This window comes from Streptomyces sp. NPDC096040 (assembly GCF_040303265.1).
Taxonomy (GTDB): domain Bacteria; phylum Actinomycetota; class Actinomycetes; order Streptomycetales; family Streptomycetaceae; genus Streptomyces.
Map to the genome: position 1 here is coordinate 110,836 of NZ_JBEOTA010000016.1, position 26,230 is coordinate 137,065.

The window sequence follows — 26,230 nt, forward strand, 5'->3', positions numbered from 1 at the left end:
GGGCCGGGCCTCCGCGAGAGAAGACCCGCATGCTCGCCTACACCGTGCGCCGCATCCTTGTCTCCATACCCGTCCTGATCGTCTCGACGTTCATCGTCTTCCTGGTCGTCGTCAACTCCGGCGACCCGGTGGCCAACTTCGCCACCTCGCGCCAACCGCCGCCCAGCAAGGCCGCCGTGACCGCGTTCGCCCGGCACATCCACGCCGACCAGCCCGCCGTGGAGCGGTACTGGAACTGGATCACCGGAGTTCTGCACGGCGACTGGGGTCCGTCCGTGCAGGCCAACCTGGACATCGGACACGACCTGTTCACCCGCTTCCGGGTCACCGTCACCCTGGTCGCCGCCGCCATGCTGCTCGCGCTGGTGATGGCCGTGCTGTTCGGCGTGTTCAGCGCGATCCGCCAGTACAGCGCCGCCGACTACGCCATCACCTTCTTCGGCTTCCTCTTCCTCGCCATGCCCGTGTTCTGGTTCGCGGTGCTGCTCAAACAGGCCGGCATCTGGTTCAACCAGGAGACCGGCAGCCAGTTCCTCGGCACCATCGGGGAGAAGTCGCCGTACCTCGAAGTGGACACCACCTGGAACGAGTTCACCGACCGCATCGGCCATCTGATCCTGCCCACCATCACCCTGGCCCTGGTCTCCTTCGCCTCCTGGACCCGCTACACCCGCGCCTCCATGCTGGAGGTCCTGGACAGCGACTACGTCCGGCTCGCCCGGGCCAAGGGGCTGCGCCGCGGCCGGGTGCTCACCCGGCACGCCCTGCGCACCGCGCTGATCCCGCTCGCCACCGTCACCGCTCTCGACGTCGCGATCATCCTCGGCGGTGCGGTCATCACCGAGACGATCTTCCAGTGGCACGGCATGGGCGAGATGCTCGTCCAGGCCGCCACCACCCTCGACGTCTACCGGACCATGGCCTGGCTGCTGCTCTCTGCCGTCGTCGTCATCGTCTTCAACCTCTTCGCCGACCTGCTCTACGCCGTACTCGACCCGAGGATCCGCTATGACTGACATCGGGGCACTCGGGCCGACCGGCACCCAGACGCCGGGCGCCGACCACGAGTTCGCCGTCGTACAGCGCAGCCAGACCCGGCTGGTGCTGCGGCGCTTCCTGCGTCACCGGGCCGCGATGATCAGCCTGGTCGTCTTCGTGCTGATCGTGCTGTGGGCGTTCGCCGGACCGCACTTCTGGCACTACTCGTACGCCAAGTACACGCCCGACAACTCCCAACCCCCCTCCTGGAAGCACCCGTTCGGCACCGACTCCTCCGGGTACGACGCCTACGCGCAGGTGATGCGCGGCACCCAGACCTCGCTGAAGATCGCCATTCTGATCGCCCTGGGCTCCACCCTGGTCGGTGCCGTATGGGGTGCCGTAGCCGGCTTCTACCGGGGGTTCGTCGACGCCCTGATGATGCGCATCGCCGATCTGGTGCTGACACTCCCGCTGTTCGCGATCGCGCTGGTCATCTCCTCGCGCAGCGGCGGCTCCTGGTACTGGATCGCCGTGGTCGTCGCCGGACTCACCTGGGCGTATGTGTCACGCGTGGTGCGCTCGTCCGTACTGTCGCTGCGCGAGAAGGAGTTCGTGGAGGCCGCCCGGGCGCTCGGCGCCTCCGACACCCGGATCATCTTCCGGCACCTGCTGCCCAACGCGCTCGGCCCGATCATCGTCAACGCCACGATCCTGGTCGCCACCGGCATCCTCACCGAGACCGCCCTGTCCTTCCTCGGCTTCGGCGTCCAACCACCCGACACCTCACTCGGGCTGCTGGTCGCCCAGGCGCAGACGGCGGTCGACACCCGGCCCTGGCTCTTCTACATCCCCGGCGCCTTCATCATCGCCATCGCCCTCACCATCAACTTCATCGGCGACGGACTGCGGGACGCCTTCGACCCCCGGCAGCAAAGGGTGCGACAGTGACGGCCACCGACAAAGGAAACGGCAGCGACGCGAGGCAGGGCAGCGACGCGGCTTACGGCGACGGAAACGGCGCGAGCGACGACGGTGGTGCGAAATACGGCGACCGTCTCGGCGACGGCGACGGCGACGGTGACGGTGACGGTGACGGCGTGAGCGACGGCGCCGGCCCCGGTGGGGGAGCGGGTGAAGGCGGCGGTCTTGTGCGCGACGGCGCTGGTCTCGACGGGGGCGTGAGTGATGGGCTCGGCCGGGGTGCCGACGGAGCCGCCGGCCCCGGCGGGGGAGTTCGCGGCGCCGGCGCCGGCGGGGGAGTGAGCAATGGCGGTGGCCGCGGCCGGGGCGTGAGTGATGGGCTCGGCCGGGATGCCGGCGGCGCCGCCGGGAAAGGGGAGGAGTCCGGTGCCGTGCTCGAAGTCGAGGAGCTGAGCGTGGAGTTCCCGACCGAGGACGGTGTCGTACGGGCGGTCCGCGGCGTCGGCTACCGGCTGGAGCGGGGCGAGGCGCTGGGCATCGTCGGCGAGTCCGGCTCCGGCAAGTCCGTCACCGCGCTGGCCGTGATGGGGCTGCTGCCCGGCTCGGCCCGGGTGCGCGGCTCGGTGCGGTTCGAGGGCTCGGAACTGCTCGGGATGTCCGACGCCCGCCTCTCGGACGTACGCGGCAGCGGCATCGCCATGGTCTTCCAGGACCCCATGACCTCCCTCAACCCCGTCTACACCGTCGGCTACCAGATCGCCGAGACCCTGCTCCGGCACAACCCCCGGCTCGGCAAGCGCCCGGCCCGTGAGCGCGCCGTGGAACTCCTCGGCACGGTCGGCATCCCCAGCCCCGAACGACGCGTCGACAGCTACCCGCACGAACTCTCGGGCGGAATGCGCCAGCGGGTCGTCATCGCCATCGCGATCGCCAACGACCCGGACGTGATCATCGCCGACGAGCCCACCACCGCCCTCGACGTCACCGTCCAGGCCCAGATCCTGGAGGCCCTGGAGGCCGCCCGCGCCGAGACCGGCGCCGCGCTCGTCCTGATCACCCACGACCTCGGGGTGGTTGCCGGCCACACCGACCGGGTCGCCGTCATGTATGCCGGGCGGATCGTGGAGACCGGCTCGGTCGAGGACATCTTCTACACCCCGCGCATGCCCTACACCCTGGGCCTGCTCGGCTCCCTGCCCCGCCTGGATCGCGAGGAGGACCGCCTGACCCCCATCACCGGTTCCCCGCCATCCCTGCTCAACCTGCCCCCAGGCTGCCCCTTCGCCCCGCGCTGCCCGATGCGCCGGGAGCCCTGCGACAGCACGGAACCCGCCCTGCGCCCGGTCGGACCCGACACCCACCGCAGCGCCTGCCACTTCGCCGACGAACTCGTCGACACGGCGGCCTACGAGGTCTTCGACGCCGTCGGCGCCGACACCGCGGCCCTCGCCCGGTTCGCGGACCAGGAGGACGATGCCCGATGACCGGCCCCCTGCCCCCGCTGCCCGGTCACGACGGCACCGGCGAACCCGTCCTCCAGGTCCGCGACCTCGTCAAACACTTCCCGGTGATGTCCCGGGGCGTCGTCCGCCGCCGGGTCGGGGACGTCCACGCCGTCTGCGGGGTCTCCTTCGACCTGTACGAGAACGAGACGCTCGGTCTCGTCGGCGAGTCCGGCTCCGGCAAGACGACGATCTCCCGAACCCTGCTCAACCTGGAGAACGCCACCGCCGGTACGGTCCGCTACCGGGACCACGACCTCACACAGCTGAGCAGACGTCAGATGCGGCCGCTGCGTCGTGAGTTGCAGATCGTCTTCCAGGACCCGTACGCCTCCCTGGACCCCCGGATCTCCGTCCACGAGATCGTCGCCGAACCCCTGCGCATCCACGGCCGCTACGACTCCGGGGCAGCCGACGAGGTACGCGAACTGCTGCGCCTCGTCGGCCTCAACCCCGAGCACGGCAACCGATTCGCCCACGAGTTCTCCGGCGGCCAGCGCCAACGCATCGGTATCGCACGGGCGTTGGCGCTCCGCCCCAAGGTGATCGTCCTGGACGAACCCGTCTCCGCACTGGACGTGTCCATCCAGGCCGGCGTCCTCAACCTGCTGATGGACCTCCAGAACGAACTGGGCCTGTCCTTCCTCTTCGTGGCGCACGACCTCTCCGTGATGCGCCATGTGGCCCGCCGGGTCGCGGTGATGTACCTGGGCCGCCTGGTGGAGATCGCCCCCGCCCGGCAGCTCTTCGCCCGCCCGGCACACCCCTACACCCAGGCCCTGGTCTCCGCGATCCCGCTGCCCGACCCGCGCAAGGAGCGGGCCCGCAAACGGATCACCGTCCAGGGCGACGTCCCCAGCCCGGTACGGCCGCCCAGTGGCTGCCGCTTCCGCACCCGCTGCCCCAAGTTCGCGAACCAGCTCACCGACAGCGAACGCACCGCCTGCGTCGAACAGGTACCGGACCTGGTCGACCGGGGCGGCGGCAACCCGGTCGCCTGCCACTACGCGGAGAACGTGCAGCTGTTGTAGCCGTCGCCGTACGGAAACGGTGTCAGCCGGCTCTCTCGCTCCAGCCGTCGGCAGAAGACCTCCATGGTCACCGCGACGGGAGCGTGCCGGACCAGCAGCTCGGCGGCGGCCCGGGGGATGCCCTCGGGCCGCCGGCCGCCCGCGCAGGCACGCACGAACTCCGCACGCTCCTCGCCCCGGTACCCGTACAGGGCGGTGACCAGCCAGATCACCAGGTAGTAGGTGGTGTAGGCACGGTCGTAGTGCCGATGCCGGTCGATGAAGTCCTGCTCATCCGCCGCAAGTTGGAAGCGCGGGCTGAGCGAGAGCCCGAAGTCGGTGAGGTACAGCCGGCGGCCGTCGGTGAGGATGTTGCCGAAGTGGGCGTCGAGGTGCAGGAGTCGGCGGCTCGCGAGGAAGGCGGTCAGCTCCTCCAGACTCCGGGCCGTGGACGTGCAGGCCGCATCCGCCCGGTCCGTGCGCAGTTCGGCGTCCAGCCAGTCGTGCAGGGTGGACGGGAAGTGCTCCAGGAACAGGGTCAGGCTCGCCGAGGCGTCCCGCAGACCCTCGATGCGGTCACGTACGCCCGTGGAGCCGCCCCAGTAGGCCACCGCCCTGTCGATGTGGGCGAGTTCGCCTGGCAGCGGAGTGGGTGTGTCGGGCAGTACCCGCCCGTGGTGGAGCAGCGGGAAGCCGGGGAACCGGCCCGCCAGTACCCAGTTCGTCGTGGCCGCGTGCGCGGCCAGCTCCCGCCAGGCGCCGAACCCCGGACCGCCGATGGCGCCGACGCCGTAGTGGCAGTACGGCGGCAGGCCGAAGAGGTTCGCGGTGGAGCGGGCGTGCCGTGGGTCCCGCTCCCGGTCGGTCAGGGGGATCCGCTTCACGAACACCGGCCTGCCGTCCACCGTGATCCGCATCGCTCTGCCGCCGATCCCGGTGCCGAGCGGCTCGCCCGCCGCGACCAGCTCGGTCAGCTCTACATCGCTCAGCAGGGCCAGCGAGGTCGCGATGTCGGTGTGGGCTGCGATCCGGCGCGCGGTGTCGGTCATGCTCCCATGGTCAGCGCGGCGGCCCGTAGGTGTCCGCGGATTTCCGCAGCACCTGGGATGCGTCCGGGGTCACCGGATCACCGTGGCCGAAGCAGGCCACCTCCGCGTCCAGGGCGGCCAGCCGCCGGAAGGACGCGACGGCCTGGGCGCGGTCCAGGTTGAACACTCCCAGTATCACCGAGCCGGTGACCGGTGAGACCGCCACCGCGTCCCCGGTGAACAGCACGCCGTACGAGGGGAGATGGAGCGCGATGCTGCCGTCGCTATGACCCGGGACGTGGACGACCCGGGCGCCGCCACCGAAGTCCAGAACGTCACCGTCGGACAACTCCGTCACCGCGTCCGGGCGAACCGGCTCGTCGGCGGGCAGCCGCTTCGCGGCCTCGGCGTGGATCGGCAGCTCCCACTCCTCGAACACCGGGGGCGCACCAGGGAGTTCGCCCCGGATCACCGGTGCGTCCAGGCGGTGGGCCAGCACCTCGCCTCCGCTCAGGGCGGCGAACTCGGCCGCCCCGCCGACGTGATCCTCGTGGAAATGGGTGAGGACGATCCGTCGTACCGACGAAGGGGAGCGACCCAGCGCGGTGAGCGCGTCGGCGATCGGCCGGCCCGAGCCGACCGGGCCGGCGTCGATCAGCGTCGAGGCGTCGGCGTCCGGGTCGTGCCAGAGGTAGGCCTGGCCGACCGGGAAGCGCAGCAGATGCAGCCGGGGGAACAGTTCGATGACGTCCACGGTCCGACCGTAGGAGGACCCCCGTCCGCGGACGAGGGTCCTCTGCCGTGGGCAGAGCGGTTCAGCCCGCCGCGTAGTTCCGCAGGAACAGCGCCTCCGTCACGGACAGGCGCTCCAGCTCCTCCGGAGACACGCTCTCGTTGACCGCGTGGATCTGCGCCTCCGGCTCGCTCAGACCGATCAGCAGGATCTCGGCGCGCGGGTAGAGGCTCGCCAGGGTGTTGCACAGCGGGATGGAGCCGCCCTGACCGGCGTACTGCATCGTCTCGCCCGGGTAGGCGACCGCCATCGCGTCGGCCATCGCCTGGTACGCCGGGCTGGTGGTGTCGGCGCGGAACGGCTGGCCCTGGCCGACCGCCTCGGTCTGCACCCGGGCGCCCCACGGCGTGTGCGCCTCCAGATGGGCCTGGAGCAGCTTGCTCGCCTCGGCCGCGTCCACGCCCGGCGGCACCCGCAGGCTGACCAGGGCACGGGCGCTCGCCTGGACCGACGGCGTGGCGCCGACCACGGGCGGGCAGTCGATGCCGAGCACCGTGACCGCCGGACGCGCCCAGATGCGGTCCGCTACCGAGCCGTCACCGATCAGCCCGACGCCGTCCAGCACCTTGGCGTCCTTGCGGAACTGCTCCTCGTCGTACTCCAGCCCCGCCCAGTGGGACTCCGGCGCGAGCCCGTCGACCGTCGTCGAACCGTCCTCGGCGCGCAGGGAGTCCAGGACCCGGATCAGAGCGGCCAGCGCGTCCGGGGCGGCGCCGCCGAACTGCCCGGAGTGCAGATTGCCCTGAAGTGTGTCGATCTGGACCCGGAGCATGGTCATGCCACGCAGGGTCGTGGTCACCGTCGGCAGGCCGACACGGAAGTTGCCCGCGTCGCCGATGACGATCGTGTCCGCCGCCAGCAGTTCGGGATGCTGCTCGGCATACCGCTCCAGGCCGCCGGTGCCCATCTCCTCCGAGCCCTCGGCTATCACCTTGACGTTGACCGGGACGCCACCGTTCGCCTTCAGCGCGCGCAGTGCCAGCAGATGCATGATCACACCGCCCTTGCAGTCGGCGGCACCGCGCCCGTACCAGCGGCCGTCCCGCTCGGTCAGCTCGAACGGAGGGGTGGTCCAGGCGGTCTCGTCCAGCGGCGGCTGCACATCGTAGTGCGCGTACAGCAGGACCGTTTTGGCACCCTCCGGCCCAGGCAGATAGCCGTACACCGACTGCGTCCCGTCCGGTGTGTCCAGCACGGCGACGTCCACGAAGTCCTCGGCGCGCAGTGCGTCGGCGACCCAGTTCGCGGCGCCCTCGCTCTCGCTCCTCGGGAACTGGGCGAAGTCCGCCACCGACTTGAAGGCCACCAGCTCGGCGAGTTCCGCCTTCGCCCTGGGCAGCAGGGCGGTGACGGTCTCGGCGACCGGATTGGACGACATGGGCACGCTCCTCGTGGGTGCGACGTTGAACTGGTGAGTACACCGATCCTCCCACAGTGGCCTGCGGCGATCTCCGCCGTAGGATGCGGGGGGACAGGTGACAGGTGTCGGCCTACGGACGGCCAGGGCCTGACCCACGGCTTGATACGGCACCTACGGCTAGATACGGCACCTACGGCTTCTACGGCTTGATCGGAGCAGCGGACCATCGTGAGCGGTGAGATTTCTTCGGCGGACGACGTGCAGCGGGTGTGGGACGTCGTCGTGGTGGGCGCGGGACCCGCGGGGGCCTCGGCCGCCTACGCGGCGGCGGTCGCGGGACGGCGCGTGCTGTTGCTGGAGAAAGCCGAGCTGCCCCGCTACAAGACCTGCGGCGGCGGCATCATCGGCCCCTCGCGCGACGCGCTCCCGCCCGGCTTCGAGCTGCCCCTCAAGGACCGGGTGCACGCGGTCACCTTCTCCAACAACGGACGGTTCACCCGCACCCGCCGCTCCAAGCAGATGATGTTCGGGCTGATCAACCGGCCCGAGTTCGACCAGCAGCTGGTCGAGCACGCCCAGAAGGCGGGCGCCGAGCTGCGCACCGGCGCCGCCGTGCAGCGCGTCGAACAGCACGGCGCGGCCGTCCCCGACCGGCGCACGGTCGCGGTCGTCCTCCAGGGCGGCGAGACCCTGCTGGCCCGCGCGGTGGTCGGCGCCGACGGCAGCGCCAGCCGGATAGGCGCCCACGTCGGCGTGAAGGTCGACCAGGTGGACCTCGGTCTGGAGGCGGAGATCCCGGTGCCGGAGACGGTCGCCGAGGACTGGAAGGGGCGGGTCCTCATCGACTGGGGCCCGATGCCCGGCAGCTACGGCTGGGTCTTCCCCAAGGGCGACACCCTGACCGTCGGGGTGATCTCGGCGCGCGGCGAGGGCGCGGCCACCAAGCGGTACTTGGAGGGCTTCATCGCCCGGCTCGGCCTCGCCGGCTTCGAACCGAGCATCTCCTCCGGCCACTTGACCCGCTGCCGCGCCGACGACTCGCCGCTGTCCCGGGGCCGGGTGCTCGTGTGCGGTGATGCGGCCGGCCTGCTTGAGCCGTGGACCCGCGAGGGCATCTCCTTCGCACTGCGCTCGGGGCGGCTCGCGGGGGAGTGGGCGGTGCGGATCGCCGAGGCCCACGACGCCGTGGACACCCGCCGCCAGGCGCTGAACTACGCCTTCGCCGTCAAGGCGGGCCTCGGTGTCGAGATGAGCGTGGGCAAGCGGATGCTGGCGGTGTTCGAACGCAGGCCCGGCCTGTTCCACGCGGCCCTGACCGGCGTCCGCCCGGCCTGGCGCGCGTTCAAGGAGATCACCCAGGGCCGGACCTCCCTCGGTGAGCTCGTCCGCTCCCACCCGCTCGCCCAGCGCGCCCTCACCACACTGGCCCCGGAGCCGCCCGCGTCGGGGAAGACCGCCGAGGTGGACGCGGACGACCCGGGCGACACCGACACCGAGGACTCGGTCACTTCGTGACGCTGATCTGGAAGACCGGGTGGTCGGGGGCGATGCGGCGCAGGTCGGCGTCGGGCGAGTCGGGGCCGACCCCGTTGAAGAAGACGCCGACCTCCGCCTTCCAGCGCTTCAGGTAGGCCCGCAGCAACTCGACCTTGTCGTCGTCGGCGACCTCGGCGGCGGTGAAGACGTCCACGTTCTTGCCGAGCCTCAGTTCGCCGCCGCCGGCGGCGCGCATGTTGTGGGTCCACTGGACGTGGCCGCGCGGCGCGAGCAGGTACTGCTGTCCGTTCACCGTCAGCAGGTTCACGGGGGTGGTGCGCCACTCCCCGCTCTTGCGTCCGCGGACGGCGAGGACGCGGGAGCCCCAGATGCTGATACCGCGGCGGGTGAGCCAGGACACGGCCTGGTTGAAGATGTTGACGGTGAACCAGCCGGGCTTCTGGACGTGTGTCGACACGGGGACCCCCACAGTTTGGAGAGCGGTGCTCTCGCTTGACTCCAGTGTGGGGAGATCGGCGCTCCAAAGCAAGAGCGGTGCTCTCTTTTTTGTGCGACGCGCTTGAATTGGGGTCGGAGCACTGAAAGGAGATCGGTGCTCAAGTTCGAGTGCAGTGCTCCGAAGTGTGTGCACTGCTCCGCCCTCGTGGCACACTGCTCGTATGAGCACCTCACAGGGCGCCCGCGCGCGAGCCAGGATGGAAGTCACCGCGGCCATCAAGGACGAGGCGCGCAGACAGCTCGCGGCCGAGGGCGCGGCCAAGCTGTCGCTGCGTGCCGTCGCGCGCGAACTCGGCATGGTCTCCTCGGCGCTCTACCGCTACTTCCCGAGCCGTGACGACCTGCTTACCGCGCTGATCATCGACGCCTACGACTCCCTCGGCGAGGCCGCCGAGGCCGCGCACGCCGCTGCCGCCGATGCCGTCCCGGCGGAGCGCTGGGTCACCGTGTGCGAGGCGGTGCGCGGCTGGGCGCTGGCGCACCCGCACGAGTACGCGCTGATCTACGGCTCGCCGGTGCCCGGCTACTCGGCGCCGGACACGACCATCATGCCGGCCGCCCGGGTCGCCCTCGTGCTGATCGGCATCCTGCGCGAGGCGTTCGAGCGGCGCGGTCTGGCCCGCACCCCCGTGCCCGCCGAGCTCGCGCCCGAGGCCCGCCGGATGGCCGACGAGCTGATGCCCGGACTCCCGCCGGAGGTGGCTGTGGCCATGGCCGCGGCGTGGGCGCAGCTGTTCGGGCTGGTCGGGTTCGAACTGTTCGGGCAGTTCAAGGGCGTCGTGGACGACCGTGACCTGTTCTTCCGGCACGCGGCCGCCCAGCTCGCCCACGGGGTGGGCCTGGTCTTCCCCTAGCGGGCTCCGGCGGGCGAGGCGACGGGCGCGACGCCGCTTCGACCTCGGCACTCTTCGCGGACGACGGGGCGTTCGCGGAGAGCGGCCGCCGCAGAGCCGACGGTCTTCACTGTGCCGGGGCTGCCGACGTCCCGTCGCCGTCCTCCGGGACGAGTACGACCTTGCCGGCGACCGTCCCGGACTCGGCGAGCCGCAGGGCTTCGGCGGCCTGCGTGAGGGGAAGCCGGGCGGCGATGCGGGCGGTGACCTCGCCGCGCTGGAGGGACCGGAACACCTGGGTGAGGTCGGCGCTCAGCCGGGCCCGGAAGCGGTCCTTGTTCAGGGCGCGGCCCTCCCAGACGTTGAAGAAGTACGCGTGCCGGCCGTTGGGCAGCGCGTTCCACAGCCACACCCGGCCGAGGATCTTCAGCACGGGCAACTGCTTGGAGCCCGAGTCGTCCCGGGTGGTGGCGCTGCCGTAGGCGACGAGGGTGCCGCCGGCGGCGAGGAGCTTCCAGGAGTCGATGACGCTGCGGCCGCCGAGGTGGTCGAAGACGGCGTCGACACCGCCGGGAGCCAGTTCGCGGACCCGGGCCGGGACGTCCTCGGCGCGGTAGTCGACCGGTGTGACGCCCAGTTCCCGCAGCGCGTCGTGATGGCGGGCGGAGGCCGTGCCGATGACGTGCAGGCCCGCCGCACGCGCGAGCTGGACGAGGACCGTGCCGACCCCGCCGTTGGCGCCGTGCACCAGGATCGTCCCGCCCTGGCGCACCTTGGCCTTGCGGTGGAGCATCTGCCACGCCGTGATGCCGTTGACGACCAGCGTCTCGGCCTCCGCCGCGCCGACCCCGTCCGGCACCGTCACGGCGTCGGCCGCGTCGAGCACGACGTGACTGGCCCAGCCGCCCACCTTGACCAGGGATGCCACCCGCTTGCCGACGAGCCCGGGCGCGACCCCCTCGCCGGCCGTGAGCACGGTACCGACCAGGTCGTAGCCGGGGACGAAGGGGAAGGGCGGCTGGTCGTAGTAGCGGCCGCGGCGCATCTGCTGCTCCGCGAAGGAGACGCCGGTGGCCTCCATGCGCACGACGATCTGGCCGGAGCCCGGGACAGGGATCCGACGGCGCCGGACCTGCAGCCCTTCGGGCTCTACGACGCCTGGCAGGACGACCTCGACGAGCTGGGTGCTTGCTGCGGTGCCCTTGGGGGTGACGGTTCCTGCGGTTTCCATGGCGTCCTCCATGACGATCTCCTTGTAGATGCATTCACGAACGGAAGAGGTGCTCTCTTTCGTTAGAAGCTATAACGAACATTACTAGGCATCGCCTTAGTGTCAAGGCATCGTTTTGGAGGGGTTCCTAACTACCGTTAGATGCAGTCTCGAAGGTGATAGGGTGAAACGGCAGGTATGGCCCTGAGGGACAGACCGCAAGATCAAAGGTCGGACGTCAAGAGCGAGAGGAGCGTGCAGGTCATGGCGGCAGAAGCGGTGAGCCCCCGCGAGCGATATCGGAGCCAGGTACGGGCCGACATCAAGGCGCGCGCCTGGGAGCAGATCGCCAAGTCCGGCGCCTCGGGCCTGTCCCTGAACGCGATCGCAAAGGAACTGGGCATGAGCGGCCCCGCCCTCTACCGCTACTTCGACAGCCGGGACGAGCTGATCACCGAGCTGATCCGGGACGCCTACCGCAGCGTGGCCGACACCTTCCGCGCCGCCGCCGACTCCCACGCCGGCGTCGAGGGCCTCGCGCGAGCCCTGCGCCGCTGGGCGCTCGACGACCCCCAGCGGTACTTCCTCGTCTACGGCACGCCGGTCCCCGGCTATCACGCGCCCGACGACATCACCGCCATCGCCCGGGAGGTCATGGCCGCCCTGCTCGACGTCTGCGCGGCGGCCGAGCCCGAGGCGCCGGCCTCCGCCGGCTTCACCGCGCATCTCGCCCAGCACCGCGAGTGGGCCGAGGGCCACCCCGCGTCGCCGGGGGTGCTGCGCCGGGCGCTGGCCTTCTGGACCCGGATGCACGGCGTGCTCTCCCTCGAACTCGCCGGGCAGTTCGCGGGGATGGGCTTCGACCCGGAGCGGCTGTTCGACGCCGAGGTGGCGGAACTGGCACCCGGCCACCGCTGACAGCACCCCGCCCGACGGCCTACTTCCCCGGGAGTACGCGTGATCACCTCACCGGGCTGACGCTCGCGCGGGCCGGTGCCGTCTAGCGTGGCGGACATGGACGAGCAGCGCGTACGGGAGCGCGGCCCCGCGCACTGGTGGCACCACGGCCCCCCGTGGTGGCACCGCGACGACGACGGCGAGGACGGGCCGTCCCGCGGCCGGCTGCCGTGGCGCACCACCGTGCCGTTCACCGTCCTGGTACTGGTGGGCTCGAACTTCGCCGCCCACGAGCAGCCGCACCGCGAACACCTGGACGGGTACGCCCGCCTGCTGCTCCTGGCCACCTGCGCGCTGCTGCTGTGGCGGCACCGGCACCCGGTGCCGGTGGTGTTCGGCACGGCGGCGCTCGCCCTGGTCTACCTCGCGGCCGGCTATCCGTACGGGCCGGTCTTCGCGGCCGTCGCCGTGGCCTGCTTCAGTGCCGTCGTCGCGGGGCGCCGCCGGGCCGCGTGGGCGGCTCTCGGGATGCTGTGGGGCGGCCATCTGCTGATCTCGCTCTGGCTGTACCGCTGGCTGCCGCCGCCGGGTGACGCGGGGTCGAGTCCCGGCCAGGAGATGATCATCGCCACCTGGGTGCTGATCATCGTCTCCGTGGCCGAGCTGGTCCGGCTGCGGCGCGAGCAGTGGGCGCGGGAGCGGGCCGACCGTGCCCAGGCGGCCCGGCGGCGGGCGGACGCGGAACGGCTGCGGATCGCCCGCGAGCTGCACGACGTGCTGGCACACAGCATCTCGGTGATCAACGTCCAGGCGGGTATGGGCCTCGCGCTCCTGGACTCCGACCCCGAGCAGGCCCGGTCGGCGCTGACCACCATCAAGGCCGCCAGCAAGGAGGCGCTCGGCGAGGTGCGTCAGGTGCTCGACACCCTGCGCGCCCCGGGAGACGCGCCGCGCGCGCCCGCCCCCGGCCTCGGGCGGTTGCCGGAACTTGTCGAACAGGCGGCGAGCGCCGGACTCACCGTGGCGGTGGAGGGGGAGCCGCCGCGGCTGCCGCCCGGAGCCGACCTGGCGGCCTTCCGGATCGTGCAGGAGGCGCTCACCAATGTCGTACGGCACTCGGGTTCGCGGCACGCGCGCGTGCGGTTCGGACACGAGGGCGGGGAGCTGCGGTTGCGGATCGACGACGACGGTCCCGCGACCGGCGCGGACGCGGGCGGCAGCGGGAACGGGCTGGCCGGGATGCGGGAACGGGCGGCCGCCCTGGGTGGCACCATCGAGGCGGGACCGCGCGCCGACGGCGGCTTCCGGGTGCTCGCCGTACTGCCCTTGACCGATGCCGTAGTGCCCATGACCGATTCCGGGCTGCCCACGACCGACCGGGAGGACCGATGATCCGGGTACTGCTCGCCGACGACCAGTCGCTGGTGCGGGCCGGTTTCCGGGCGCTGCTCGACGCGCAGCCGGACATCGAGGTGGTCGGGGAGGCGGCGGACGGCGAGGAGGCGCTGCGCACGGTCCGTGAACTGCGTCCCGATGTCGTCCTGATGGACATCCGCATGCCGCGTCTCGACGGCCTGGCCGCGACCCGCCGTATCACCGGCGAGGAGGAGCTGAAGGACGTCAAGGTGGTGATGCTGACGACGTTCGAACTGGACGAGTACGTCTTCGAGGCGATCCGCTCCGGCGCCTCCGGCTTCCTCGTCAAGGACACCGAGCCGGAGGAACTCGTGCGCGCCGTCAGGGCGGTGGTAGGTGGGGACGCACTGCTGTCGCCGGGGGTGACGCGTCGGCTGATCGCGGAGTTCGCCGCCCGTTCCAAGGAGCCGGCCGCCGCCGACACCCTCGCTCAGCTCACGGAACGGGAACGGGAGGTGATGGCCCTGGTCGGCATCGGCCTGTCCAACGAGGAGATCGCCCGTCGCCTGGTGGTCAGCCCTCTCACCGCCAAGACCCATGTGAGCCGCACGATGGTCAAGCTGGGCGCCCGAGACCGGGCCCAACTGGTCGTCCTGGCCTATGAGTCGGGGTTGGTCCGGCCGGGCTGGCTGGGCTGAGGCGCGCGCCGGAAGCGGACGAGCACGCTGACGACCCGGGCGAAGAACAGCACGATGGCCAGCGTCAGGCCCACCAGCGGCAGCGCACGTTCGAGACCGCTGGGCAGATCGAAGAGCAGTGCCGGTCCCGCCACCGCTGCGAAGACCACCGCCGCCGCGAGCACCCCACTGCACAGCGCGTATCCGATCTCGACGGTGATCGCGTCCCGCTCGGCCTGACCGCGCCGTCCCCCGTGACTCGTCATTCCGGCAGTGTCACAGCCGTGCGCCCGGCGGGGCAACCGGGCCCGCCGGGCGCACGTGTGGAGCGTCCAGGTCAGTCGCGCACGGACGCTCGCTCCGCCTCCAGGGACGTGGAGTTGGCGATCACGACGGTCTGCTGCTTACGCGGGGTGCGCAGTCCGGTGAGTGTGATCAGGAGGCCGGCGAGGGCCACGCCCGCGACCACCAAGAAGCCGGGGCGGTAGCTGTCGAGCATCGTCTGCGGGGTGGCATGCGCCGGGGCGCCCGCGGTGACCACGGCGGTCACGATCGCCAGGAAGATCGCGCCGCCCACCTGCACCGAGGTGTTGAGGAGCCCGGAGACCATGCCCTGCTCGTGGTCGTCAACCCCGTTGGTGGCCTGGATGTTGAGCGAGGGGAAGACCAGCGCACAGGCCGCGCCGATCAGCAGCATCGACGGCAGGATCACCGCCGCGTACCCCGGGTCCAGGTCGATGCGCAGGAACAGGGCGTATCCGACGACCATGAACGCGAAGCCCGCCGCTATCAGCCGCGGGGTGCCGAAGCGGTCCACGATCGCACCGACCTTGGTGGAGGACACCGCCACGAGCGCGCCCGCGGGCAGGAAGGCCAGGGCGGTGTGCAGCGCCGACCAGCCGAGCAGGGACTGCATGTACAGGGTGGTGAGGAACTGGAAGCCGACATACGAGCCGAAGAAGGCGACCGCGCCGAGCTGGGCGCCGACCTGGCTGCCCGAGCGCAGTACGCCGAGCCGGACGAGCGGGCCGGGGGAGCGGCGTTCGACCCGGACGAAGACGGTCAGCAGGACCGCGACCGCGAGGAAGGACAGCAGGGTGCGGGCCGATGCCCAGCCCACCTGCGGGGCCTCCACCACGGTGAACACCAGGAGCAGCATGGAGGCGGTGCCGAGGACCGCGCCGGGGATGTCGTAGCCGTTGTGGTCGCGTTCGCGGGAGCTGCGCGGCAGCAGCTTGAGGCCGGCGAGGAGCGCGATCAGGGCGATGGGGGCGGGCAGCAGCATGGTGAGGCGCCAACTGGCCTCGGTGAGCAGGCCGGACAGCACCAGCCCCATGGAGAAGCCGGTGGCCGCGCAGGTGGTGTAGATGGCGAGGGCACGGTTGCGCAGCGGGCCCTCCGGGAACGTGGTCGTGATGATCGAGAGGCCGGCCGGAGCGGTGAATGCCGCGCTCAGGCCCTTGACGAAGCGGCTGGCGATCAGCAGCGGGCCCGAGTCGACCAGGCCGCCGAGCAGCGAGGCGAGCGCGAAGACGCCAAGGGCCACGAGGAACACCTGGCGGCGGCCCAGCAGGTCGGCGGTACGGCCGCCGAGCAGGAGCAGGCCGCCGTATCCCAGGATGTAGCCGCTGACGATCCATTGCAGCGTCGAGGTCGACAGCTGCAGGTCGGAGCCGATCGACGGCAGGGCGACGCCGACCATCGACACGTCCAGGGCGTCCAGGAACATCGCGGCGCAGAGCACCAGCAGAGTGCCCCAGAGGCGCGGAGTCCAGCGGCCCCCCGCGGGCGGGGCGGCAGGGGCGGTGAGCGGAGAGGTCATGCCCACAGACACTACATGCACACGCATCCAATGCAGGCGCATTTAATTACGATGCAACAATCTCATTCCTCTGCTACGGTGCGGGAATGGCGGCGAAGAAGCCCGAGCAGGCACTCGTGGAGCAGTGGCGGGACATTCTCGCCCTGCACGCCCGCACCCAGTGCGAACTCGACCGCGCCCTGCACGGCCACGGCCTGTGCGCCAGCGACTTCGAGGTGCTCGACCTGCTCTCCGACGGCCCGGCGGCGGACAGTGCCTGCAGCTACCGCGTCCAGGAGATCGCTGAGCGGGTGCACCTCAGCCAGAGCGCGCTGTCCCGGCTGATCGCCCGGCTGGAGAAGGACGGCCTGGTCGAGCGGGCCATGTGCCCGGAGGACCGGCGGGGCGTGCGGGTGGCGCTCACGGGCAAGGGGCGCGCGCTGCACGGCGAGGTGCTGCCGGTGCAGCGCGCGGTGCTCACCCGGATGCTGGCCGGTTAGAACCGGCGGTCAGATCCCGGAGCTGGTGCGCCAAAGGTCGACCAGTTCCGGGTCGCCGATCACCTTCGGTACCGGTACCCGGTTCCACAGCGCCAGATACAACTCGTCGGCAGGACCGGAGAGTTCGGCCGTCGCGTCATGGAGTGCGCCGACTTCCGTGACGGGCGGCTGCTCGGACAGACGTATAGTCCAGGCCGCGTCCCCGTCCTCGGCGCACACCCGGAGCACCCGCGGGTATGGGGAGCGGAGCCGACTGCGGGAGCGGGCGTGGAAGCCGCGCAGCAGTTCGTCGATGCCGTCGACCGCGAAGTCTGTGCCGATCGGGGAGACGGGCCCGCCCCGGGCGGCCTCGGCGTCGTACCGGTGGACGGTCGTCTCATGAGCCTGCCGGCGCAGCCAGAAGATCAGTGGTGAGGGGACGGGGGCGGGGTGGAACGTCCAGCACGTCACGTTCTGCGGCGCAACGGCCAGGGTGTCGACGAGGTCACGGTGGCCGTCCCGGAACCAGGTGGTCAGTTCGGTGCCGTCGAGGTCGGGCGGGTCCGGGATGGGCCGGGGGCCGGGATGGGCGTCGGCGACGACACCGGCCGCCCACCGGTGGATGGTGCCCGTGTGCCGCAGCAGGTCGCGCACCCGCCAGTCCGGGCAGGCCGGCACCTCCGCGTCGAGGCCCGCCTCCGTCGCGGCCGCGGCCAGCGACCGGCCCTCCCGGTCCAGGATCTGAAGAAACTCGGCAGTCTCCATGCCGCGAGTCTGCCTGATACGGCGCACGCCAGTGCGGCAGGCCCCGGCGCGGCACATGCCTCAGCGGAGCAGGAACCCCACCGCGTACCCCAGCGCGTTGACCGCCCAGTGCAGGGCCATCGGTGCCAGCAGGGAGCCGCTGCGGTCGCGGAGCCAGCACAGCAGGCAGCCCGCCACGGCCGTGAACAGTACGGCCCCGATGTCCACCAGGACCGCGCCGGCGACCGACTGCCCGAAGATCGAACCCAGAGTCGGCTTGTCCTTGTTGAGGTTCAGCGAGGGCAGGATGTGCCAGAGGCCGAACAGTACGGAGGAGAGGACGGCGGCGGTCGTCGCCGTGCGCAGCCGGCGCAGCAGAGCGAACAGCACCCCGCGGAAGGCGATCTCCTCCAGCAGTACGGTCCCCACGGGCACCGCGACCAGCGCCTTGAATGCGACCTCCGCACCGCTCAGCGCGGCGGTCCGCTGGTCCGCGAACAGCCCGCGGGTGACCGGGACCAGGGCCCCGCACAGATAGACAGCCGCGACGATCCCGATCAGGGTGAGGGCCCAGCGTGCCCCGTCCGCGAGCGTGTTCCGGCCCAGCCCCAGCTCCGCCCAGCTGCCTCCGGCCCACAGCAGCAGCGTCACCAGGACCGCCGAGGCGACGACCGCGGTCAGCAGGATCCACGACCGGGCCCAGCGGTTGTCCAGCAGGTTGGCCGCCACCAGGACGGCCACCGCCGCCGCCAGGGCGGCCCGGGTGGGGAGCCCGGGGACCGCCATCTCCGGGCCGCGCGCTGTCAGAACTCGACCGGGTCGCGCGGCAGCGGGCAGGTCATGCAGTGCCCGCCGCCGCGCCCCCGGCCCAGTTCGGCGCCGACGATGGTGAGGACCTCGACGCCCGCCTTGCGCAGCAGGGTGTCGGTCTGGGTGTTGCGGTCGTAGGTGAAGACCATGCCCGGCTCCGGCGCGACCGCCCCACCCCCCTTCGCGTAGGCGTACACACCCGCGTCCAGGTCCGCCCTGCGCAGCGCCGGCGTCTGGAAGACCAGGGCCGGCATCAGCATGCCGACACCCGCGATCACCCAGGCGATCAGTGCGCCCGCGGCACCGGTCTCCTCGGCGAAGCGGCGCGGCGGCGAGAACACACCGGCGCCGACCTTCGAACCGGCCACCATCGCGGTCAGCGTCGGCAACGCCGGCTTGGCCGCAGGTGGCGAGAAACGGGGACTTTCGGTCGTCTGGGCCTGGGCCATGCCCACCACGATGGGATATCCGAGGGTGCTCTGCACCTTTTGTCGCCCAAGGGGATGGGCTTGGGGATCTTCCGGATGCGGTGGCCGGTGCGGTGGCCGATCGTGGTCCCGAGGTGGCCAAGTGGGTGTTGCGGGCAAGGCGCTGAATCGTACGAGGGACTGGACCCGGCGGGTCACGGAAAGGGTGCGCCGGCACTCGGGCCCCGACCGGGTGGTCCGGCGGCGGCCGTGCTGGGGCGGGATCGCCGTGGCGGTGCTGTGCTACTGCCTGTCCCTCACCCCGTCCCTGCTCCCGCGCGCCTGGTGGCTCCAAGGTCTCGTCGCCGGCGTCTCGGCGGTCGTCGGATACGCCGTCGGCGCCGTACTGGAGACACTCGTCCGGTTTCTGCTCCGCTGGGCCGGCTTCCGTATCCGACCGCGTGTCCGCAGGACCGTCTGGTCGGCTCTCGCGGTCCTCGGGGCCGCCGCGGTCGTCACCGTCACCGCCTGGAGTGTTCGTTGGGAGGGCGAGGTCCGCCGCGCGGTGGCCCTGCCCCCGCAGGTGGCCGGGTGGCAGTGGGTGCTCGTCCCGGTCGTCGCCGCGTTCGTCGGGACGCTGCTGCTCCTGATCGGCCGTACGGTACGGCTCGGCACCCGCCTCGTCGCCCGCCCACTCGGCGTCCACGTCCCACGCCCCGTCGCGTACGCCACCGGGGTCGCCCTCGCCGCGTTCGTGATCGTCGGAGTCGTCCAGGGCTTTCTGCTGCGCGCGGCACTGGACGCGATCGAGAGCGGTGCGTCCCTCACCGACCAGGGCACCACCGAGGGCGTCCACCAGCCCGGCCTGCCCACCCTCTCCGGCACTCCCCGGTCCGCCGCCCACTGGGACACCCTCGGCGCCAGGGGCCGCGACTTCGTCGGCGCGGCCACGGCCCGTGCCGACATCACCGCCTTCACCGGCCGGTCAGCGAAAGACCCGGTACGCGTCTACGTCGGCCTGCGCACCGCCGACACCCTCGACGAACGCGCCGCCCTCGCCGTACGCGAACTCGAACGCACCGGCGGCTTCTCCCGGAAGATCCTCGCCGTGATGGGCACCACCGGCACCGGCTGGATCAACGACCAGGGCAGCAAACCCCTGGAGTACATGTGGGGCGGCGACACCGCCGAGGTCGCCATGCAGTACTCCTACCTGCCCAGCTGGGTCTCCGCGCTCACCGAGGACGAGGCCGCCGACACCGGGCGCGCCCTCTTCGACGCCGTCTACGCCAAGTGGCGGACCCTCCCCGCGGACTCCCGCCCCCGGCTCCTCGTCTACGGCGAGAGTCTCGGCTCCTTCTCCATGGAGTCCGCCCTCGACGGCTCTCTCCCCACGCTCACCTCGGAAACCGGCGGCGCGCTCTTCGTCGGGCCGACCTACGACAACCCCCTGTGGAAGAGGGTCACCGCGCAGCGGCAGCCCGGCAGCCCCGAGTGGCGGCCGGTGGTCGGCGACGGGGCGCATCTGCGCTTCGCGCAGGTTCCGACGGACTACGGCATCCCGCCCGCGCCCTGGGGAGAGCCCCGCGCCGTCTACCTCCAGAACGGCTCCGACCCCGTCGTGTGGTGGTCACCCCACCTCGCCCTCCACCAACCGGACTGGCTGGACCGCCCGCGCGCCCGGGACGTCTCACCGGCGATGCGCTGGTATCCGCTGCTGACGTTCTGGCAGGTGGCGTGCGATCTGGCCGGGGCGGACAGCGTGCCCGACGGGTACGGGCACCGGTACGGCACGCTGCCGACGAGCGCGTGGGTGGAGATCACGCAGCCACCGGACTGGACGGCGGCCGACACGGCGAGACTGGCCGGCCTGCTGGAGTCGGTACGGGAACCGGGGTTGCTGGACTGATGGTCGCGCGCTTCTCCACTGTTGTGGTGCGGCGTCGCTCGCCTCTTTCTCGTCGGCCACTTTGATCCGCCGCAGCGGTGCCCGGCCACGACGGTGGCACTTCGGCGGTGCCGGACAGCCCCTGGTCCGTCACTTGCTCGTCGCACCTATCAGCGTCGCGATCCCCGCCAGTAGCGCCACGCTCGTCAGCGCCGTGGGCAGTGATGTCCAGCCAGCCATGAAACCGATCGCCGGCGGGCCCAGCAGCATGCCGCCGTAGCCGAATGTGGAGGCCGTCGCGACGCCCGAGGGACCGGCCAACGCGCCCGCGCGCTCCACCGCCACCGGGAACAGGTTGGCCAGGCCCAGGCCCGTGATCGCGAAGCCGAGCAGTGTCGCCCATATCCAGGGTGCGAGGGAACCGAGGAGCATGCCGGCCGCTGCCGTGCCGCCGCCGAAGACCACGGTCTTGGAGCGGCCGAGCCGCTCCAGCAGCCGCGTTCCGCTCGCTCGGCCGATCGTCATGGCCAGCGCGAAACACGTGTAACCGGCCGCCGCGAGACCCGGCGACGCATCCAGGTCCTGCCGGAGATGGAGCGCGCCCCAGTCGGCCATCGCCCCCTCGCCGTACGCCGTGCACAGGGCGATCAGGCCGAAGACGATGACCATGCGGCGGGTACGGATGTCCGGGCGACGCGGGGCGGCGTCGGTGTGCTGCTCGGTGTGCGGGACCGGGGCGTCGTACCGCAGGAGCGTGCGAGCGGTGATGGCCGTGACCAGCAGGCCGATCACGGTGAGGGCGAGCAGGTGGCGCGTGGGGGAGAGGATGCCGGCGACCAGTCCGCCCAGGCCCGCCCCGATCATGCCGCCCAGGCTGAACGCCGCGTGGAAACTCGGCATGATCGGGCGGCCCAGGGCGGCGACCAGGTCGACGGCCGCGCTGTTGAAGGCGACGTTCAGACCGCCGTACGCGGCGCCGAACACGAGCAGTACGGCGCCGAGTGCCGCCACCGAGTGGGTGAGCGGGGGCAGCGCGACGCTCAGTGCGAGCAGGGTCGCGCAGACCAGCGTCACCGGGTGGCTGCCGTACCGGCGGCAGAGCCGGCCCGTGAGGGTCATGGTGATCACGGCGCCGGCCGAGACGCCGAGCAGTGCGAGCCCCAGCGCGCCGACCGAGGCGTGGGTCTGATGCTTGATGTCGGGGATCCGGACCACCCAGCCGGCGAAGACGAAGCCGTCCATGGCGAAGAGTGCGGTGATGGCGATGCGGAGGCGGGTGAGGGCGGCGGTGCTACCCGGCACGACGGTGTGCGATCGGGTTTTGTTTATTAGCGGCACAAAATCAGCGTAGGAGGTGTGCCGGGGTGCCGCAAGGGGAGTGTCGGTCGTTGTGGTGGCCGCCGCGTGCCCGCGCGGAGGCTCGTCGGTGAAATGCGGAAGCAGGTCATAGGGGGCCTGCATACACCCCTGACTCGGAGGTCAGCCCCATCCTCACGCGCCCGCGGATCCGGTTGGCTGGTGATCGTCACCGAACAGGACCCACAGCACCGGGGGATTCGATCATGAAGATGCCGCCGTCGAGGAAGACCAGGACCGCCGTACTGACCGCAGCGCTGCTCGCGCTGGCCGCACCCACGGCCGCGACCGCCGTCGCCGCCGGGCACCCGGCGCCGGGACGCTCCTGCAGCGAGGACGAGCTCCGCCAGGACCTGGCGGCCGTACGGAAGGCCGGCGGCGGCGATGTGAACGTGCTGGCCAGGGTCGACGGACCGCACGGCGTGCCGCTCATGGCACGGATCGGTACCCGGACCGCCGACTCCTCGGCCCCGATCCCGTGGAACGCGCACTTCCGTGTGGCGAGCACGACGAAGACGTTCGTGGCGACCGTGGTCCTGCAACTCGTGGCGGAGAAGCGGCTGTCGCTGGACGACACCGTCGGGCACTGGCTGCCGGGGGTCGTCGCGGGCAGCGGCAACGACGGGAGCCGCATCACCGTCCGCGACCTGCTCCGCCAGACCAGCGGCCTGTACGACTACATCGACGACCCGGAGATCCAGGACCGGCTGATCAACCACTTCGACGAGAACCGCTACGACACCACGCCCGCTGCCGATCTGGTCGCCGTGGCGATGCGGCACGCGCCGGCGTTCCTGCCCGAGCCGGGCGGGGCGACCCGGTGGGCGTACTCCAACACCAACTACCTGCTGGCCGGGATGATCGCCGAGAAGGCCGGCGGCGCGCCCTGGGACGAACTGGTCGAGCGCCGGGTGATCGCCAGGCTGGGACTGCGGCACACCTCCATTCCGGGGCTCGACCCGCAGTTGCCCGACCCGCACGTGAACGCATACCTGACCGGCGCCGACGGTAAGCGTCTCGACGTCACCGAGCACAGCTTCCAGCACACCGCGGACTCCGGTGTGGTGAGCACCACCGCCGACCTGAACACCTTCTTCCGCGCCCTGGCCGGAGGGAAGTTGCTGCCCGCCGCGCAGTGGCGTGAGATGCGGCAGACCGTCGAGCGGACCGACGACCCGGAGGACGTGGCGGAGATGCGCGAGGGCACCTACGGTCTCGGGCTGCGCAGGGTCCCGCTTTCCTGCGGCGGTTTCTACTACGCTCACGAGGGTGACGGAGCGGGCGTCAACACCCGCCCCGCGGTGGGCGCGGACGGCAGGCGAGCGGTGACGATCTCCATAACGACGACGACCGCGCCGCCGAACCTGGCCGCCCTCAACCGCGCCACGGGCACCCTCGTAGACCACGCGCTGTGCGCCGCCGGGCCCGCCAAGGGCTCGCGGCAATAGCCTCCTCTTCGGGTGCGGCTCTCCGCGGGCCGGTGAGGACCTGGGCCGCGCGTGCCCAACGGCCGTCGCGCTCCTGGTCACCGCCGCACCGAGGCCGTCACAGCCTTCGAGATCCACGTGGTGGACACCACGGGTTGCGGCGACGCCTTCTCCGCCGGCTTCGTCCACGGCATCGGACTGGGCCGCAGTCCCCAGGAGGCCGCCGTGCTCGGCAACGCCGTGGCGGCTCTGGTCGCCCAGGGCCCCGGCAGCGACTACGGGGACTTCGACCTCGCCGCCGCCGTCACGTTCGCGGCGACCGGCGTCAGGCGTGCGTAGGACGTGACGTTGACCACGCCCGTCCCGGACGTCCGAGAGGTACCTTCCGTCCCTCGAACCGGTGAGATCCTGCGGATATTCACTCGGTCAAGGTGTCTGTGTTCGGGAAGAGTCCGGCAACAGCTCGGTTAATAACTGCCCGCTGATTGGTTACCGGAGAGTGAGCGGTCCATGATGGCCCCATGACGTTGGCCTCGCGCGCTCTGGCGCAACTGGCGACCTGGCCCGACCTGACCCAGGCGGTACCGAGCTGTGGTCTGGGGCAGGCGGTGAATTCGCCAGAGGGCGAGATCGCGCACTTCCACTCCGACCGCGATGTGGACCTGCGTCTCACCACGCGCGCCATCCGGCACTTCGCCACGGATCTCAAGAGCACGGGAGCGATTCGCATCGTCCCGGCTTCGCAGTGGGTGACGATACGACTCGACGCCGCGAGTGACGTCGATCTGCTGCTGACCCTGGTGAGCGTCGCCCTCCAGGCCCAGCAGAGCTGGCCCGACCCGGCCGACCGGCCCGTGTTCGGCTGCAACGACCAGCGGGGCGCGGGCTTCGTCAGCGCGGACACCAGCCGCATGTGAGCGGAGGGCCGGCGTCATGTGACAGGGTCCCGCGGCAGCGTCACACGGTCACGACCCGGATCCCCGCCTCCTCGAACCGGCGCACCGCCCCGGGCGTGGCCGCAGTGTCCGTCACCAGTGTGTCCACCAGCTCCGCCGCGCAGATCCGGGCGAACGCCCGCCCGCCCAGCTTGCTGGAGTCGGCGGCGACGATCACGCGGGCCGCGCGCTCGCACAACAGCCGGTTGATCGCGGCCTCCGCCTCGTCATGGGCCGCCGCCCCGTGCACGACGTCGAAGGCGACCACCCCGAGCACCGCCACATCCAGGGTGATCTGACCCAGCACACCGTCGGCGAGCGGCCCGATGAGCTCGTACGACTGCGGGCGCGCCACCCCACCCGTCACCACGATCTTGAACTGGGGCCGCACGGCTAGCTCGTTGGCGATGTTCAGCGCGTTGGTGACGACCGTCAGCGCCGGCGTGCCGGTGGCGAGGTCGCCGCGCACGGCCAGGGCGCGGGCCACCTCCGTGGTGGTCGTCCCGCCGGTCAGCCCCACCGCCTCGCCCGGCGCGACCAGTTCCGCGACCGCCTTGGCGATCCGCTGCTTCTCCGAGTGCCGCCGGGCGGTCTTGTAGCGCAACGGCAGCTCGTACGACACCCCGTGCACCACCGCCCCGCCCCGGGTGCGCACCAGCATCTGCTGCTCGGCGAGCTGGTCGAGGTCCCGGCGGATCGTCGCCGCCGACACTGCCAGCTCGGCCGCCACCTCCTCGACCTCCAGACGGCCGCGCTCGACGAGCAGCTCAAGCAGCGCCTTCCAGCGGGCGTCGCGCGACATCCGCCGCCTCCGTTCCTCGATCTCCCGGCGACCCTAACCCACCCCGCCTTTCGCAGAGTGCTTGATTGTGCTCGAAAACTGCCTCTATCTTGCAAGAACAATCAAATGTGGGAGGGTCCGGCATGACGTATGTCGAGGACGAGCTGTACAGCCAGCCCGAGTGCTGGATACGGGCGGCGGAAGAGGCGGGGCGGTACAGGGGGGTGTTGCCGGCGGCGGGGGAGCGGGTCGCCATCGTCGGATGCGGCACCTCGTACTTCATGGCCCAGGCGGCGGCCGTACTGCGCGAGTCAGCGGGGCAGGGGGAGACGGACGCGTTCCCCGCCTCGGAGTTCCCGCACGGGCGGTCCTACGACCGGGTGCTCGCCCTGACCCGGTCCGGCACCACCACCGAAGTGCTGCAACTGCTGGGGCAGTTGAAGGGGCGAGTGGGCACGTCCGCGATCACCGCCGACCCCGACACCCCCGTGCTGCGGGCCGCCGACGACCTCGTCGTCCTGGACTTCGCGGACGAACGCTCCGTCGTCCAGACCCGGTTCGCCACCAGCGCCCTCACCCTCCTGCGCGCCCACCTCGGCCTGCACACCGACGCGGTGGTTGACGACGCCCGCACCGCGCTCTCGACCCCCCTGCCCACAGGGCTCGTCGAGTGCAGGCAGTTCACCTTCCTGGGGCGCGGCTGGACCGTCGGACTCGCCAGCGAGGCCGGGCTGAAGATGCGCGAGGCCTCGCTGTCCTGGACCGAGGCCTACCCGGCGATGGAGTACCGGCACGGCCCGATCAGTGTCACCACCCGCTCCACGGCCACCTGGATGCTCGGCCCGGCGCCCGCCGGACTCGCCGAACAGGTCCGCGCCACCGGCGGTCTGTGGATCGAGGGCGCCCTCGACCCGCTCGCCGAACTCGTCCGCGCCCAGCGCCTCGCGGTCGCCGTCGCCGCCGCCCGGGGCCTCGACCCCGACCGGCCACGCCATCTCACCCGCTCGGTGATCCTCGCCCCGACCGGGGAGGCGTGACC

27 protein-coding genes are annotated in these 26,230 nt (G+C 71.5%); 15 read left to right on the plus strand and 12 right to left on the minus strand.

Going from position 1 to position 26,230, the window contains the following annotated elements; all coding sequences use genetic code 11:
- The first annotated feature begins 29 nt into the window (after positions 1 to 29).
- The 4 genes from ABTY98_RS23120 (at position 30) to ABTY98_RS23135 (ending at position 4,435) form a co-directional block, all read left to right on the plus strand.
- Positions 30 to 1,016: an ABC transporter permease gene (locus tag ABTY98_RS23120; RefSeq protein WP_352222833.1), complete on the plus strand. Its 987-nt coding sequence runs from the start codon at positions 30 to 32 to the stop codon at positions 1,014 to 1,016.
- On the plus strand, positions 1,009 to 1,929 hold the full coding sequence (locus tag ABTY98_RS23125) for an ABC transporter permease (protein WP_352222834.1): 921 nt from the start codon (positions 1,009 to 1,011) through the stop codon (positions 1,927 to 1,929). Before ABTY98_RS23120 ends, ABTY98_RS23125 begins: the two co-directional genes overlap by 8 nt.
- A gap of 341 nt (positions 1,930 to 2,270) precedes the next feature.
- Positions 2,271 to 3,386 (plus strand): ABC transporter ATP-binding protein, encoded by a 1,116-nt coding sequence (locus ABTY98_RS23130; RefSeq protein WP_502994325.1) that lies wholly within the window; start codon positions 2,271 to 2,273, stop codon positions 3,384 to 3,386.
- Complete coding sequence (locus tag ABTY98_RS23135; RefSeq protein WP_352222837.1) at positions 3,383 to 4,435, plus strand: ABC transporter ATP-binding protein; 1,053 nt, start codon at positions 3,383 to 3,385, stop codon at positions 4,433 to 4,435. Before ABTY98_RS23130 ends, ABTY98_RS23135 begins: the two co-directional genes overlap by 4 nt.
- On the opposite strand, the gene ABTY98_RS23140 is transcribed toward ABTY98_RS23135, so the two are convergent.
- From ABTY98_RS23140 to ABTY98_RS23150, 3 genes are all read right to left on the minus strand, one after another.
- Positions 4,408 to 5,463 carry a protein kinase family protein gene (locus tag ABTY98_RS23140; protein WP_352222838.1) on the minus strand — a complete coding sequence of 352 codons (1,056 nt, stop codon included), beginning with the start codon at positions 5,461 to 5,463 and terminating at the stop codon, positions 4,408 to 4,410. The genes ABTY98_RS23135 and ABTY98_RS23140 overlap by 28 nt on opposite strands.
- A gap of 10 nt (positions 5,464 to 5,473) precedes the next feature.
- Positions 5,474 to 6,196 carry an MBL fold metallo-hydrolase gene (locus ABTY98_RS23145; protein WP_352222840.1) on the minus strand — a complete coding sequence of 241 codons (723 nt, stop codon included), beginning with the start codon at positions 6,194 to 6,196 and terminating at the stop codon, positions 5,474 to 5,476.
- Between the two features lie 61 nt (positions 6,197 to 6,257).
- Positions 6,258 to 7,613 (minus strand): dipeptidase, encoded by a 1,356-nt coding sequence (locus ABTY98_RS23150; RefSeq protein WP_352222841.1) that lies wholly within the window; start codon positions 7,611 to 7,613, stop codon positions 6,258 to 6,260.
- 210 nt (positions 7,614 to 7,823) lie between these two features.
- On the opposite strand from ABTY98_RS23150, the gene ABTY98_RS23155 reads away from it, so the two are divergent.
- On the plus strand, positions 7,824 to 9,110 hold the full coding sequence (locus ABTY98_RS23155; RefSeq protein ID WP_352222842.1) for a geranylgeranyl reductase family protein: 1,287 nt from the start codon (positions 7,824 to 7,826) through the stop codon (positions 9,108 to 9,110).
- Here ABTY98_RS23155 and ABTY98_RS23160 read toward each other — a convergent pair.
- Complete coding sequence (locus tag ABTY98_RS23160; protein WP_352222843.1) at positions 9,100 to 9,549, minus strand: nitroreductase family deazaflavin-dependent oxidoreductase; 450 nt, start codon at positions 9,547 to 9,549, stop codon at positions 9,100 to 9,102. The two genes, ABTY98_RS23155 and ABTY98_RS23160, sit on opposite strands and share 11 nt — an antisense overlap.
- Before the next feature lie 202 nt (positions 9,550 to 9,751).
- Here ABTY98_RS23160 and ABTY98_RS23165 point away from each other — a divergent pair, with 202 nt between their 5' ends.
- The gene (locus ABTY98_RS23165) at positions 9,752 to 10,444 is read left to right on the plus strand and encodes a TetR/AcrR family transcriptional regulator (protein ID WP_352222844.1); all 693 of its coding nucleotides are present in this window, start codon (positions 9,752 to 9,754) and stop codon (positions 10,442 to 10,444) included.
- 106 nt (positions 10,445 to 10,550) lie between these two features.
- On the opposite strand, the gene ABTY98_RS23170 is transcribed toward ABTY98_RS23165, so the two are convergent.
- Positions 10,551 to 11,654 (minus strand): medium chain dehydrogenase/reductase family protein, encoded by a 1,104-nt coding sequence (locus tag ABTY98_RS23170; RefSeq protein ID WP_352222934.1) that lies wholly within the window; start codon positions 11,652 to 11,654, stop codon positions 10,551 to 10,553.
- Between the two features lie 243 nt (positions 11,655 to 11,897).
- On the opposite strand from ABTY98_RS23170, the gene ABTY98_RS23175 reads away from it, so the two are divergent.
- The 3 genes from ABTY98_RS23175 (at position 11,898) to ABTY98_RS23185 (ending at position 14,584) form a co-directional block, all read left to right on the plus strand.
- On the plus strand, positions 11,898 to 12,551 hold the full coding sequence (locus ABTY98_RS23175; protein WP_352222845.1) for a TetR/AcrR family transcriptional regulator: 654 nt from the start codon (positions 11,898 to 11,900) through the stop codon (positions 12,549 to 12,551).
- Positions 12,552 to 12,647: 96 nt separating this feature from the next.
- Entirely contained in the window at positions 12,648 to 13,922 is a 1,275-nt protein-coding gene (locus ABTY98_RS23180; protein ID WP_352222846.1) for a sensor histidine kinase, read from the plus strand.
- Positions 13,919 to 14,584, plus strand: a complete 666-nt coding sequence (locus ABTY98_RS23185; protein WP_352222847.1) for a response regulator transcription factor — start codon at positions 13,919 to 13,921, stop codon at positions 14,582 to 14,584. The genes ABTY98_RS23180 and ABTY98_RS23185 overlap by 4 nt, the downstream gene beginning before the upstream one ends.
- Here the strand turns inward: ABTY98_RS23185 and ABTY98_RS23190 are convergent.
- Complete coding sequence (locus tag ABTY98_RS23190) at positions 14,545 to 14,829, minus strand: DUF6332 family protein (RefSeq protein WP_352222848.1); 285 nt, start codon at positions 14,827 to 14,829, stop codon at positions 14,545 to 14,547. The two genes, ABTY98_RS23185 and ABTY98_RS23190, sit on opposite strands and share 40 nt — an antisense overlap.
- A gap of 71 nt (positions 14,830 to 14,900) precedes the next feature.
- Entirely contained in the window at positions 14,901 to 16,385 is a 1,485-nt protein-coding gene (locus tag ABTY98_RS23195; RefSeq protein WP_352222849.1) for an MFS transporter, read from the minus strand.
- A gap of 86 nt (positions 16,386 to 16,471) precedes the next feature.
- Here ABTY98_RS23195 and ABTY98_RS23200 point away from each other — a divergent pair, with 86 nt between their 5' ends.
- Complete coding sequence (locus tag ABTY98_RS23200; RefSeq protein ID WP_352222850.1) at positions 16,472 to 16,864, plus strand: MarR family winged helix-turn-helix transcriptional regulator; 393 nt, start codon at positions 16,472 to 16,474, stop codon at positions 16,862 to 16,864.
- A 9-nt stretch (positions 16,865 to 16,873) separates the two neighbouring features.
- Here the strand turns inward: ABTY98_RS23200 and ABTY98_RS23205 are convergent, their stop codons facing one another.
- Genes ABTY98_RS23205 through ABTY98_RS23215 form a run of 3 tightly spaced genes read right to left on the minus strand, consistent with a single transcriptional unit; the run spans position 16,874 to position 18,846 of the window.
- Complete coding sequence (locus ABTY98_RS23205) at positions 16,874 to 17,608, minus strand: maleylpyruvate isomerase family mycothiol-dependent enzyme (protein ID WP_352222851.1); 735 nt, start codon at positions 17,606 to 17,608, stop codon at positions 16,874 to 16,876.
- 60 nt (positions 17,609 to 17,668) lie between these two features.
- On the minus strand, positions 17,669 to 18,373 hold the full coding sequence (locus ABTY98_RS23210; protein WP_352222852.1) for a CPBP family intramembrane glutamic endopeptidase: 705 nt from the start codon (positions 18,371 to 18,373) through the stop codon (positions 17,669 to 17,671).
- A 17-nt stretch (positions 18,374 to 18,390) separates the two neighbouring features.
- Positions 18,391 to 18,846, minus strand: coding sequence for an arginine deiminase family protein (locus tag ABTY98_RS23215; RefSeq protein WP_352222853.1), 456 nt, complete (start codon positions 18,844 to 18,846; stop codon positions 18,391 to 18,393).
- Positions 18,847 to 18,967: 121 nt separating this feature from the next.
- On the opposite strand from ABTY98_RS23215, the gene ABTY98_RS23220 reads away from it, so the two are divergent.
- Positions 18,968 to 20,713 carry an alpha/beta hydrolase gene (locus tag ABTY98_RS23220; protein WP_352222854.1) on the plus strand — a complete coding sequence of 582 codons (1,746 nt, stop codon included), beginning with the start codon at positions 18,968 to 18,970 and terminating at the stop codon, positions 20,711 to 20,713.
- A 129-nt stretch (positions 20,714 to 20,842) separates the two neighbouring features.
- Here the strand turns inward: ABTY98_RS23220 and ABTY98_RS23225 are convergent, their stop codons facing one another.
- Positions 20,843 to 21,994, minus strand: coding sequence for an MFS transporter (locus ABTY98_RS23225; protein WP_352222855.1), 1,152 nt, complete (start codon positions 21,992 to 21,994; stop codon positions 20,843 to 20,845).
- Between the two features lie 260 nt (positions 21,995 to 22,254).
- Here ABTY98_RS23225 and ABTY98_RS23230 point away from each other — a divergent pair, with 260 nt between their 5' ends.
- The 3 genes from ABTY98_RS23230 to ABTY98_RS23240 all read left to right on the plus strand — a co-directional run bounded on the left by ABTY98_RS23230 (position 22,255) and on the right by ABTY98_RS23240 (position 24,392).
- Positions 22,255 to 23,496, plus strand: a complete 1,242-nt coding sequence (locus ABTY98_RS23230; RefSeq protein ID WP_352222856.1) for a serine hydrolase domain-containing protein — start codon at positions 22,255 to 22,257, stop codon at positions 23,494 to 23,496.
- 51 nt (positions 23,497 to 23,547) lie between these two features.
- Entirely contained in the window at positions 23,548 to 23,814 is a 267-nt protein-coding gene (locus ABTY98_RS23235) for a PfkB family carbohydrate kinase (protein ID WP_352222857.1), read from the plus strand.
- A gap of 182 nt (positions 23,815 to 23,996) precedes the next feature.
- Complete coding sequence (locus tag ABTY98_RS23240; protein WP_352222858.1) at positions 23,997 to 24,392, plus strand: luciferase domain-containing protein; 396 nt, start codon at positions 23,997 to 23,999, stop codon at positions 24,390 to 24,392.
- A gap of 40 nt (positions 24,393 to 24,432) precedes the next feature.
- Here the strand turns inward: ABTY98_RS23240 and ABTY98_RS23245 are convergent, their stop codons facing one another.
- A complete protein-coding gene (locus ABTY98_RS23245) occupies positions 24,433 to 25,212 on the minus strand; it encodes a DeoR/GlpR family DNA-binding transcription regulator (RefSeq protein WP_352222859.1) in 780 nt (259 codons plus the stop codon).
- Positions 25,213 to 25,334: 122 nt separating this feature from the next.
- On the opposite strand from ABTY98_RS23245, the gene ABTY98_RS23250 reads away from it, so the two are divergent.
- Positions 25,335 to 26,228 carry an SIS domain-containing protein gene (locus tag ABTY98_RS23250; protein ID WP_352222860.1) on the plus strand — a complete coding sequence of 298 codons (894 nt, stop codon included), beginning with the start codon at positions 25,335 to 25,337 and terminating at the stop codon, positions 26,226 to 26,228.
- Positions 26,229 to 26,230 lie beyond the last annotated feature (2 nt).